Origin of the sequence: Halobacillus locisalis, assembly GCF_013694105.1 — a bacterium.
Taxonomy (GTDB): Bacteria; Bacillota; Bacilli; order Bacillales; family Halobacillaceae; genus Halobacillus; species Halobacillus locisalis.
This window is the reverse complement of sequence record NZ_JACEFG010000001.1, coordinates 900,460-912,613: the sequence shown is the minus strand read 5'-3', so window position 1 is coordinate 912,613 and position 12,154 is coordinate 900,460. Positions and strand designations below refer to the sequence as shown.

At 42.8% G+C, this 12,154-nt stretch carries 12 protein-coding genes and 1 other annotated feature; of the genes, 11 read left to right on the top strand and 1 reads right to left on the bottom strand.

The genetic code is table 11. The annotated features are described in order from the left end of the window. Positions 1-155 precede the first annotated feature (155 nt). Positions 156-1,466, top strand: a complete 1,311-nt coding sequence (locus H0266_RS04805) for a cytochrome P450 (protein WP_181471229.1) — start codon at positions 156-158, stop codon at positions 1,464-1,466. 159 nt (positions 1,467-1,625) lie between these two features. Beyond that, positions 1,626-1,961, top strand: a complete 336-nt coding sequence (locus tag H0266_RS04800; protein ID WP_181471228.1) for a hypothetical protein — start codon at positions 1,626-1,628, stop codon at positions 1,959-1,961. A 44-nt stretch (positions 1,962-2,005) separates the two neighbouring features. Here H0266_RS04800 and H0266_RS04795 read toward each other — a convergent pair whose 3' ends face one another. Continuing rightward, entirely contained in the window at positions 2,006-2,473 is a 468-nt protein-coding gene (locus tag H0266_RS04795; protein WP_181471227.1) for a hypothetical protein, read from the bottom strand. 138 nt (positions 2,474-2,611) lie between these two features. Here H0266_RS04795 and H0266_RS04790 point away from each other — a divergent pair, with 138 nt between their 5' ends. From H0266_RS04790 to nagB, 9 genes are all read left to right on the top strand, one after another. Next, the gene (locus H0266_RS04790) at positions 2,612-3,358 is read left to right on the top strand and encodes an SDR family NAD(P)-dependent oxidoreductase (RefSeq protein ID WP_181471226.1); all 747 of its coding nucleotides are present in this window, start codon (positions 2,612-2,614) and stop codon (positions 3,356-3,358) included. 62 nt (positions 3,359-3,420) lie between these two features. Beyond that, complete coding sequence (locus tag H0266_RS04785; RefSeq protein WP_181471225.1) at positions 3,421-3,789, top strand: VOC family protein; 369 nt, start codon at positions 3,421-3,423, stop codon at positions 3,787-3,789. Positions 3,790-3,919: 130 nt separating this feature from the next. Then, positions 3,920-4,173: a binding site (T-box leader), on the top strand. A 77-nt stretch (positions 4,174-4,250) separates the two neighbouring features. Next, positions 4,251-5,450, top strand: coding sequence for an MFS transporter (locus H0266_RS04780; protein ID WP_220127111.1), 1,200 nt, complete (start codon positions 4,251-4,253; stop codon positions 5,448-5,450). Between the two features lie 195 nt (positions 5,451-5,645). Then, positions 5,646-5,912 (top strand): hypothetical protein, encoded by a 267-nt coding sequence (locus tag H0266_RS04775; protein WP_181471223.1) that lies wholly within the window; start codon positions 5,646-5,648, stop codon positions 5,910-5,912. A 103-nt stretch (positions 5,913-6,015) separates the two neighbouring features. Next, positions 6,016-6,555, top strand: a complete 540-nt coding sequence (locus H0266_RS04770) for a hypothetical protein (protein ID WP_181471222.1) — start codon at positions 6,016-6,018, stop codon at positions 6,553-6,555. A gap of 342 nt (positions 6,556-6,897) precedes the next feature. Next, positions 6,898-8,100: an alanyl-tRNA editing protein gene (locus H0266_RS04765; protein WP_343063208.1), complete on the top strand. Its 1,203-nt coding sequence runs from the start codon at positions 6,898-6,900 to the stop codon at positions 8,098-8,100. A 223-nt stretch (positions 8,101-8,323) separates the two neighbouring features. Then, positions 8,324-10,228, top strand: a complete 1,905-nt coding sequence (gene nagE, locus H0266_RS04760; RefSeq protein ID WP_181471221.1) for an N-acetylglucosamine-specific PTS transporter subunit IIBC — start codon at positions 8,324-8,326, stop codon at positions 10,226-10,228. Positions 10,229-10,250: 22 nt separating this feature from the next. After that, a complete protein-coding gene (gene nagA, locus H0266_RS04755) occupies positions 10,251-11,417 on the top strand; it encodes an N-acetylglucosamine-6-phosphate deacetylase (RefSeq protein WP_181471220.1) in 1,167 nt (388 codons plus the stop codon). Next, positions 11,414-12,151 carry a glucosamine-6-phosphate deaminase gene (gene nagB, locus H0266_RS04750; protein WP_181471219.1) on the top strand — a complete coding sequence of 246 codons (738 nt, stop codon included), beginning with the start codon at positions 11,414-11,416 and terminating at the stop codon, positions 12,149-12,151. Before nagA ends, nagB begins: the two co-directional genes overlap by 4 nt. Positions 12,152-12,154 lie beyond the last annotated feature (3 nt).

Below are 12,154 nucleotides of genomic sequence, written 5' to 3'. Positions count from 1 at the left end.
ATAGGTTTAGTATATCAGGATTGAATGATTCAGTCAGGATATTGAATCTATGAAATATACGCGATTGAGTGAAACGAATTGTATCCGTTACTTTTATGAATAAATGCGAGAATGCTCTAATATTTTGTTTAGAAAGTAAAGGAGTGAGTTCGGTTATGTATCGCTTAAGAAGTCGTTCCCCAATCGGTCATCTATCTGTATTTCGAGGTGATCCTCTTGCTTTTCTACAATCACTCACGGACTACAATGAGTCAATCGTTCAATTTAGGTTAGGTCGAAAGCGGATTTTCCTATTATTACACCCTGATTTGACCAAAGAGGTACTCATTACAAAATCGACACACTTCCATAAATCCAAACCTTTTCAAGAGCTGGAGCCCTTGTTGGGAAGTGGATTATTGCTTAGTGAGGACGATCTTCACCATAAGCAACGTAACATCATTCAGCCCTCTTTCACACCTCGTCACATTAAAGAGTACAGTCAACAAATGTCTGAGGGGATTCTTCAATACTTGAAAAAGTGGGAGGATGAAGGCGTTCGAAATGTGTCTGAGGACATGATGGAATTGGCGCTCGTTATGATTACAAATACAATGTTTTCAATGGATGTGAAAGATGGTCAGAAGAGGGTGGGAGATTCATTAGAAAAAGTGATGGCAATTGCAACAAAGCGCATTCGCTCCATAATCAAAACGCCAGGATCATGGCGTACAAAAGAAAACTTGGTTTTTCAGCAATCGGTAAACGATTTAAATGATGTGGTCTTAGAGATTATAAAAGGAAGAGAGATAGAAGAGGAAAAGCGTGAAGATCTCCTAGGTGTACTCATGCAAGCAGTGAATGAAAAGGACGAAAAAATGAGTAGAGAGCAATTGAAGGATGAAGTCATGACAATCCTTTTAGCAGGGCATGAAACAACAGCGACGGCATTAGCATGGACGCTGCACCTGCTTACTCGACATCCCGATATTTATGAAAAAGTGGAAGCAGAAATATGTAAGGTTTATGATAGTCGTATGTTGACATATGAAGATGTTCATCAGTTACCTTTTACAAAGAGGGTGTTGCAGGAAAGTATGAGATTGTATCCTCCCGTTTGGTTATTTGGAAGACGAGCAGTTGATCATGTGTCAATTGGTGATCAATACTTGAAACCAGGGGATACGGTTATGATTAGCCCTTATGTCATGCACCGTCATCCTGATTTTGTGGAATCACCGAATGCCTTTCAACCAGAACGCTTTGAAGGTGATTTGTTTAAACAGGAATTCTACTTTCCATTCGGAGGTGGTAATCGTGTTTGCATAGGCCAACACTTTGCGATGCTTGAGGCTATGCTTATTTTAGCAAGTGTCATACAACGTTATCGTTTCAGCGTCATCGACAAAAAAGAGATTATCCCAAATCCATTGATTACGCTACGCATGATGGATAGTCTGCGTTTGAAGGTCGTTCGAAAATCATAGCGCATTATTATGCCGGGCTCAAAGGTACGTTATGATCCAGCCCCCTTTAATAAATGCATGAAAAAATACAATTCTCAGCGGAAGCCGATTGAAAAAGGAAAACCTCTGAGGTGGAAGTTATAATCAAGAATAAGAAAGCTAGTCGCGAGGGGGATCCAGATGAGTGTTCATAAAGAAACGCTTGAGAAATACGGCGATAAATTAATGAACCAAGGAGCGAATTCATTCGAGCAGTTGCAGTTGTTACAAGAGCGCACGGAAATCTTCGACATTCAACAGGAGCTAACGTTTGATGAGGCGATTACGCTTGCTTCCATCGACTTATATCTTGCAGAAAACGCTCAAACAATTGTTGACAAAATCGAAGGGGTGTATGACTTTAGCTTATCAGATAAGAATGAGATTCCGATCGAGCAATGGTGGTGGCATCTGGATAAACTTTCTTTAGGTCATTTGGATTTCGGTATTTTCGTAAAAGAGGGACATGTTATTTGAAGTAGAACCCAAGATCCTGCACCTGTAGGATCTTGGGTTCTATTTTATTCAAAGTGATCGATTATCGAGAAAAACTCCTTATCTGTTAAGGGTCTCTGGCCTTCAAAAGACAGGGAGGAAATCTGGTAGTGAATCCCTTTCTCTTGCCAACGTGCCTTTTGTTCAGACTCTCGCGTTACATAATCAATCTCTTTTCCATTTGTCGTCTCGGTCGTTCCCATCTTCTCACCTTTGTATTCGACAGGTCCCTCTACGATGAATACATCAATGACTCCGTGATCCTCATTACGAATATGGATATTCAATTGTCCATTAAATGGGTCAATATCAGAATCAACGGACTCAAGTTTAAAGGGAAATTCAGAAGGTGTCTTAGGTGTGTACTCGAGTGATTCGAGCAGTGTGTTCAATTCGTTGTTTTGTAATACATATGTATCTGTCGCCTGTGAATTACCGCTACATCCAATCAGTAAGAAACCCAAAAATAAAAGTGGTGTTATTCTTTTCAGCAATCATCCTTCCCTCCCTTAGTAAATATAGACGTTTAGGAGGAGGGGAACGTTTCATTTTTTTTCCACAATCGTTTATTCTGGATGTAGACAATTATGAACAGAGTTCTAAACAATCGAGAATAGAAAGGACGTGGGAAGATGACAAGAGTAGCGATTGTTACAGGTAGTTCTAGAGGATTGGGCAAGGCGATTGCAATCCGCCTTGCAAAAGATGGCGTGAAAGTCGTCGTCAATTATCATTCCAGCCGGCAGCAAGCAGAGGAGATTGTACGCGAGATTGTAGCGGGTGGAGGAGAGGCCGTGGCGATTCAGGCGAGCGTAACGGATGAAGAAGGGGTTCGGAAGTTGGTTGCGGAAACAGAGGGTTATTTCGAACAGTCAGTAGACATCATCATTAATAACGCCTCAGGTCCCCAACCAGAATTGTCTTTAAAGGAAGTGACGTGGCAGGACTATCTCGATCAGCTTCACTTTACAGTCAAAGCGCCTCTTTTGTTGACGAAAACCGTCATGGAGAAAATGAAGCATAATCAATGGGGGCGCATTATCACGATTGGAAGTGAAGTCGTCGAAATAGGAAATGCAGAGTTTTCGAATTACGTAACAGCAAAATCCGCCGTGATAGGCATGACACGTTCTTGGGCCACCGAGCTCGGCGGTTTTGGAATCACGGTCAACACCGTACATCCTGGATTCATCCCCGTTGAGAGGCACGGTGAAGTGACAGAGGAAAGTGCACAAGGTTACATAAGCGGAGTGCCACTGAATCGTCTTGGTAAACCAGAAGATATCGCAGCACAGGTTGCTTTTTTATGTCGTGATGAAGCGGGCTTTATTACAGGGCAGAATATTCAGGTGAACGGCGGAAATACGTTTGGAGTGTAAGCGTGTGTTCTTTAAAATATTTTGTTTAGTGAACATAAAAAATTAAGAGAAGAGGGATAAGAATGACGTATCAATTTGAAGCCATTGATCACATTCAGCTAGCTGCACCGAAAGGATCTGAAGAGGAAGCGAGAGCCTTTTTTACAGGTGTTCTAGGGTTAGAAGAAATCGAAAAACCCGCACTACTGAGGAAACGTGGTGGCGTCTGGTTCAGGTTCGGACATTATCAAATCCATATCGGAATCGAAGAACCATTCACTCCTGCGAAGAAAGCGCATCCGGCTTTTAGAATTAAAGATTTAGAGGCACTGAAAGGTCATTTGAGAGATAAAGAATATGCGTTTATTGAAGACGATAACTTACCGGGGGCAAACCGTATTTACGTGTATGACCCGTTTGGAAATCGGATGGAAATGTTGGAGTGGCAGTGACGAGGGTTTGTTTTAGATAGTAAAAGAGTTTCTTAACTATTCATATAGGGTTCTGTGATTGGAAATATCACCGTAATTTTTAAAAAAACATTTACAGACCTGCCCATTTTATGGATAATAAAGACAATATTGAAACGCATGGACGAGAAGAGTAGGTGAGTCACATCCTTCACAGAGAGCTCTGAACGCTGAAAAAGAGCAAAGATGTCCTTACTGAACCAAGCCTCTGAGCGGCGCACAGGAACTTGACCGAGGGATGGTGCGACGGGAGCTCCCGTTATTGAGCTAGGGTATAACCAAAGTGGATTTGGCGTACCTGACAAGGTTGGTATGGCGACATATGAACAAACTGGGGTGGCACCGCGAAAGGATCTCGTCCTCAAGACTTAACGTCTTGGGGGTGAGGTCCTTTTTTGTATTTTTAGAGAGTTTTATAAACGTCTGAAAAAGGGGTGTGTGCGTTGAAATTACTGTTATTTAATTTAGGGCTATCGAACATCGGGGATTGGATTTATTTGATTTCCCTTAACTTAATCGTGCTTGATATGACAGGGTCACCGTTTGCTGTAGCTGTTCTATATATTTTAAAACCGCTGGCAGCGCTTCTGACGAATTTGTGGTCTGGTAGTTTGATTGATCGTCTGAACCAAAGGCAATTGCTAATGATGCTTGATCTCTTCCGCGGAGCACTTATCATCATTTTACCATTTGTCTCATCGTCCTTGATTCTCATGTATAGCCTGGTCTTGTTTGTGAACATGGCAAGTGCCGTGTTCAAGCCAACGTCAATGGTGTATATGACCAAAATCTTTCCTGAAGAGGGGCGGATCCGGTTCAATGCACTAAGAAGCCTCGTTGATTCTGGAGGTTTTTTGATCGGCCCTGGAATAGCCGGTGTCCTTTTCTGGATCGGTTCACCATGGATCGCCATTTACACAAATGGGTTCACGTTCCTTTTATCAGCATTTCTTACGATGCTTCTACCAAAAGTGTCGAATCCGGAAGAAAAGTGGGGCGGGTTTTCGATTGAAGAAATCAGAGGTGATTGGCAAGTTGTAAGCCAATTTAGTCGAAAGCATATTCTAACCATGGTCCTTTATAGCCTTTTCAGTTTATTGATTGTGTTGACAGCTGCTGTAGATTCTTTAGAAGCGGCTTTTTCGAAAGAAATGTTAGGTTTGACGAACACCGAGTATGGATTTCTCGTGAGCATTGCAGGAGGTGGCATTATGTTAGGAGCTCTTATACAGACGTGGATCAATCGTGCTCTCACCATACGGGGTCTTATAGGTTTCGGGTCTCTGTTCTTATCCATAGGATACTTAATTTATGCCTCTTCTAGTGGCTTCATTTCAGGTGCGGTCGGCGTTTTCCTGCTCTCTTTTTCCTTGGCTTTTGCCAACACAGGATTCTTCACCTTCTATCAACACTATATTCCAACTGACATTATGGGACGAGTTGGGAGTGTCTATGACTGGTTGGAATCCTTTTTTGTCATTGGTTCTGTGATTGGTCTCGGCTTGATTGCTCAGTTTGGTTCTATCCGTGCCGCCGTTTTAGTAGGTGTGATAACCATGCTCATTCTATCCTTGGGGCTATATCGACTATCGAAAAAGATCGATACGATCAGCGATTCCCTTCAACACCAAGAGCTTGCCTGAAATCCCCACTGTTTAGTCATAAGTTGAATAGGGGTATGACTATATATAAGTAACGAAACAGGAGGGAATTCATTTCAAGCTTAGTATGGGATGGATGAGAAAGGATTTAGAATAAGTTGAAAATGTATGAAAGCTCTTATAGTATAGGTTGTATAGAAGATTCAGAGTTTTCTATTTCCGTAGAGGAGTGAGGATATGTTAAAAGAATCAGACTTTCCGACAGATGAGCTTAAAGAACAATGGATCAAGGTTCGGAACAAAAAACTAGAAGAGATGGCTCAATACATCCAGCGCTATTTCCACCTGACGAAAGTAAGAGAAAATCCAAGCAGTTACGAAGTGCAGGGGTACTTTTTCCAACCCGGCTTTGGTGAAGTGAGGATGGCGTTCGAGTTCAGTTACGAGAACGTGGCGAAATTCACAGATTTATTCGATGATCCCGTTGAAGAAAATAAAGGTTAAAACAATCCAGGGGCTGAACTTAACTGATTCAGCCCTTTTGTCTTACCTAAAAATAAAAGGTTTTCATTTCTAACGAAAACAAATGGTGAAGGAGTGTGAGAATGTGGTCATTTGGATCGTCATCTTTGTGTTATTGCTATTAACACTGTTACTAAGAATGTTTATAAAAAGAATGTTCCCCATAGTCTTGATTCTTGTATTTGTTTCATGCAGTGCTTATTGGATGTTTGATCAAAGCAGAAGCACGACCTTTTCAAACAGTTATTCACAGCTCTATCTAGAGGAGAATGAAATTGAGCGGGTGACGATTGGGGTGCATGACGTACAGGCGGATGTAGACGGATTAGAAAGAGAAGTGACGATCGATAATCCAGGAACGATTGAGCGGATCGTGGAGGATTTATCGGATGTAACATATAAAAGAGTAGTTGGTGCTGAACATAGAATCAATCGTTTCTCGTTGACATTTGTAGTTGAGGATCGCGTTAAAGAGGGATTTACCTCTATAGAAAGACAATATGTCAGTATAGGTGAGGATCACGTGTCACTATACCCTATTCTTTCAGATACAGATCACCTTGAAACCATCCAAGCTTTAGCTAATAACCAAGACCTCGATTGGAGACAGGTGGATGATGAGTAAGTGGAGAGAGGTTCCGGTAAAGGTGAGGGAAAGAGTGGTTCGGAATATTGCTCTTGTTTTGCTCGTTGTTTTATTATTATTGAACAATACGAACTTGAGGGAATCTGGACTTTACTTCTTAGTGGTCATTCTATTTACGGTCTTCGGTTTTTATTGGATATGGATGAGATTTTCTCATAGGAAAAGATAGCACCACCACTCATCCTATTACGGTTCATGGCTATTGAGTGAACCATGGTGGAATTAGAATGGATTCGTAACGGATAGTCTCATGAATAGTAGGGCAACATCTTTTAGAAAAATGATAAGATATCAGTAGCACATACATAGGAGGAACAAATCGTGACGAGGAAGTTATTTTATGAGGATCCTTATATCAATGAATTTGAGACATCGATGGTTACACAAGGGCAAGATGATAGAGGACGTCATTATGTCGTATTGGAGGAAACGGCCTTTTACCCGACAGGCGGCGGACAGCCTCACGATACGGGTCGATTGAACGGTAGTGAAGTGACAGATGTGGAAGAGGTGAATGGTGAACTGCGTCATTATGTCACCTCCCCGCTTGTAGCATCAGAAGTACATGGGAGCATCGATTGGGGTGTACGATTCGATCACATGCAACAACATAGTGCCCAGCACATGATCTCAGCTATTTTCCATGACACATACGGAATTCCGACGACGAGTTTTCATTTAGGCAACGAGACGAGTACGATCGACCTGGATACCACAGAGTTATCTGGTGAACTATTGAAAGAAGTGGAGAAGAGAGTGAATGAGGAGATTCGTTTGAATCATCCTATTGAAACAAAATGGATGTCAGTCTCAGAAGCGAACCATTATCCTCTCCGAAAACCGCTCAGTGTAGAGGGAGATGTTCGCCTCGTCATCATTCCAGACATTGATTATAACGGATGCGGCGGCACGCACCCACGTACAACAGGAGAAGTCGTTGCTGTGAAATTCTTAGGGTGGACGAAAAGCAAGAAACAAGTACGTTTGGAATTCCTTGCTGGTGACCGAGTTTTATCAAGATTCGATCGTAGTCATCGTGTCTTAACGGGATTGAAGCAACTCGTCTCTCGTCCTGAAGAGGAGCTAGTTGAGGAAGTGAATCAACTCATCAGAGCTAGTAAAGAAAAGGATAAAAAAATGGCTGAGCTAAAAGAGCAGTTACTTCAGTATGAGGCGCGTGAACTGGTTGAACAATCAAAAGCAGAAAAGATGATTCAACGAGTTTTCAAAGGTCGCTCCATTAAAGCGCTCCAATCGTTAGGAAAAGCCGTGGTCGAAGAGGCCCCTCATGCAAGTGTGGTGTTGATCAGTGAACAAGAAGACCAGCTTCAATTCGTGCTTGCCCGAGGAAAAAAGTTGGACCTTAACATGAACGCTATTGCCAAATCCGTGATGCCACTTATTGAAGGTAAGGGCGGGGGGAAACCTGATTTTGTGCAAGGTGGTGGGAAGAACTTGATCGATGGTGAGGCATTTTCTATGCGAGTGAAGGAAGCTATTCAAGATCAGTCTTTGACAAAATGATTGAAAGAAGATTTTGGCTGTCGTTTAGATAATCAAGACAATTAATATAAAGTCGAGAATAAATAATCGAGCATAGCAGAAGAAGACCTGATGTTACACGCTGCATTGAGGTCTTTTCTGCGTGAAAAAAAATTTAAAGTACTGGTATAGACAACTATATGTATTGATGCTAAGATAACTTCAGAAAACGATTACAATAAATGAAATGAGGAGGCTTTATGCTATGCTTAACTTTTTACAACGGATAGGAAAATCATTGATGTTTCCGATTGCGACCTTACCTGCTGCGGCTTTATTGGTCCGATTAGGGATGGAAGATATGTTGAATATTCCTTTTATGACAGCGGCAGGAAATGGAATATTAGGGAATCTAGCCTTAATCTTTGCCATCGGGATCGCTATGGGATTTGCAAAGGATGGGAGTGGAGCTGCGGCTTTAGCTGGAGCAATCGGATTTTTAGTGTTAGACGAAGGGATTAAAGCCATAAACGAGGATATTAACATGGGCGTCTTCGCCGGTGTGATTGCTGGTGTGGTCGCAGGGATGCTTTACAATCGGTACCATGATGTGAAGTTTCCAGAGTTTTTATCCTTTTTCGGAGGTAAACGGTTCGTTCCGATTATTACCTCAGCGACGATGGTCGGACTCGCTTTTATATTTGGATACTTATGGGTTTATCCGCAATACGTCCTGAATGCGACGGCGGAATGGATCTTAAATGCTGGTGAACTCGGCGTCGGTGTTTATGGCGTGTTGAATCGCTTATTGATTCCTGTAGGGTTGCACCATGTCATGAATACGTTAATCTGGTTTGACTTTGGTACATTTACGACGGCTTCTGGAGAAGTCGTTCGCGGGGAAATCAACCGTTTCTTAAACGGGGACCCAGCTGCCGGTTATTTCTTGGCAGGCTTCTTCCCGATTATGATGTTCGGTCTACCTGGAGCTTGTTTAGCAATGTATGCAGCAGCGAAGAAAGAACGGAAAAAAGCGGTAGGCGGTATGTTCTTAAGTATTGCGCTGACATCTTTTATTACAGGTGTTACCGAACCAATTGAGTTTTCGTTCATGTTCTTATCACCACTCCTATACGGCGTGCACGCATTATTGACGGGCGTCTCCATGATCGTTGCGTTCATGTTCGATATTAAACACGGTTTTGGATTTTCAGCTGGATTGATTGATTTCTTACTTAACTACAACATTGCACAAAATCCGCTTATGTTGATTGTCATCGGTTTAGTGATGGGAGCCATCTATTTTGTCGTATTCTATTTCTTAATTGTGAAACTCGATTTGAAAACTCCTGGTAGAGAAGATGAAGAAGTCATGGGAGAAGAAAGTTCCTCAACGACTTCTGGCGATTATGATGCAAAAGCCTATCGGTATGTGAAGGCCTTAGGTGGACCTGAGAATATCGATACATTGGATTATTGTACGACTCGCCTTCGCTTACAAATGAACGACCGTGATCAAATCGATGAAGCTGCACTGAAGCGTAACGGAGCGAGAGGCGTTATGAAAATGGGCAAAAATAACCTTCAAGTCATTGTCGGAACGTCTGTTGAATTCGTAGCAGAGGCGATGAAGAAGCGGATTGATCAAGGAGACATGAGTGCTCCAGAACAAGATGAGCCTATCAAAGAGAATACAAAAACAGCTACACGCTCCATGACAGCTGATGAATTCATTCTTCCAGTAAGAGGACGAGTTATGCCGTTATCTGACGTGACGGATCAAGTGTTTGCAGAAGGCATGATGGGGCCAGGTTTTGCGATTGATCCAGAAGAAGGGACATTCCACTCCCCGGTGGAGGGCAAGATTGTGAATGTCTTTCCTACGAAACATGCGATTGGAATCGAGATGGAAAACGGACTTGAAATATTAATTCATGTAGGTCTTGATACCGTTCAGCTTAAAGGAGAAGGGTTTGAAACATTAGTGAAAGATGGACAAACCGTTCATCAAGGTATGCCGATTCTCAAAGTTGACCTATCTTATGTCATGAAGCATGCCCCATCTGTAGTGACTCCGATCATCTTCACAAACATTGATGCAGAGGAAGTCCAATTAGAGAAGGAAGGTACATTCCAACAGGGAGAGACAGGAGTCATAACGATTAAATGATGGAAGAAAGGAGGAAACGCAATTGCAAAATTCATGGATAGTCACGAATATAACCATCATAGCCGAATCAGAAACGATTTCGAACGGAACCGTAGTCATTAAGAACGGAGTGATTGAGAAGGTTATCAAAGGGAGTTGGGTGGAAGAAGGTCCCGTAATCGACGGGGAGGGGATGACTCTTCTCCCAGGTTTCATCGATGTTCATATTCACGGTGCAAACGGTCATGATGTGATGGATGCCACACAGGAAGCTATAAAAGGAATAGCGGACAAACTACCGGAGGAAGGAACCACAAGCTTTCTTGCAACAACGATGACGCAGTCGCTTGAAAACATCTCCCTTGCCGTCAAGAATGTAGGAGAATACATCGTGAACCCAAGTGGAAAAGCAGAAGTGATCGGTATTCATTTGGAAGGTCCGTTCATCTCACCTGAGAAAGCAGGGGCTCAACATCCTGGCCATATCATGAAGCCTTCTGTCGAACAATTTCAACATTGGCAAAAAGAGAGTCATAACTGCATACGACTCGTAACGATGGCGCCGGAAGTAGAGGGTGGTATACTTTTTATTTCTCAAATAAGTGAAAGCGGAGTGGTTTGTTCAATCGGTCATACAAATGCCACGTTTGAACAGGCGAATGAAGCAGTAGAACATGGTGCACGTCATGTGACACACCTCTACAACCAGATGAGTGGAATCCATCATCGCGAGCCTGGGGTTGTAGGGGCTGCATTCATGAATCCACAGTTGATGGTGGAAATGATTGTCGATCATATCCATAGCCACTCTGAAGCGGTACGGCTGGCTTTCCAAAATGTAGGGCCGGAACGAGCGATTCTCGTTACTGACGCGATGAGAGCGAAATGTTTACCTGAAGGAACATATGACCTTGGAGGTCAAGATGTTGTAGTGAAAGATGGCGAAGCAAGACTGATCGATCATACGCTGGCGGGCAGCATATTAACACTTGATGAAGCAGTGAGAAAGATGAAGTCGCTCGCCTCAATGTCTGAAATCGCTCTGATGTCTTCCGCCAACCCTGCGAAACAGATCGGGGTGTATGATCGTAAAGGAAGCATATCGGAAGGAAAAGATGCCGATCTCGTTTTGATGAACGAGGAAGGACGGATCGTTTTGACCTTATGTCGTGGAGAGATCGCTTATGATGGAAGAGGAGGAGAATCATGAATGTCTTGGTGGTTGACAATTATGAGCAGTTGAGTGAAAGAGCGTGTTCCATTATTTCCAGACACATTCAGTCGAACCCAACCTCTGTTCTTGGGTTAGCGACAGGAAGCACGCCCCTTGGCACTTATAAAGAATTAATCAATGAATATGAACAAGGACGCGTTGATTTCCAAAAGGTACGAACACTGAATTTAGATGAGTATGCCGGCCTTGGACCTGATCACCCCCAAAGTTATCGCGTATTTATGCAAGACCACCTTTTCAAATACGTCAATATCGATCAAGCGAACACGTACATTCCCGATGGAAAAGCGAACCACTTGGAGAATGAGTGTGTGCGCTATGAACAAATCATTGAGAATATGGGGCCGCCTGACTTACAATTGTTAGGGATAGGTGAAAACGGTCATATCGGGTTTAATGAGCCAGGAAGCTCTTTTTCAAGTGAAACACACATCGTCGAACTTGCCTCATCAACAAGAGAAGCCAATGCTCGCTTTTTCTCATCAATTGAAAAAGTCCCGAATTATGCGATTACCATGGGAATCCGATCGATTTTAAAAAGTAAGAAAATCGTCCTTCTGGCTTCGGGCGAGCGGAAAGCGGCAGCCATTGAACGCCTACTTAGTGGAGACGTTAATGAAGAGTTCCCGGCTTCTGCCTTAAATCATCATGACGATGTGACCTTGATTGTCGACAGAGAAGCTTATAAACAAATCGAAACGAAGGGGTGAGGG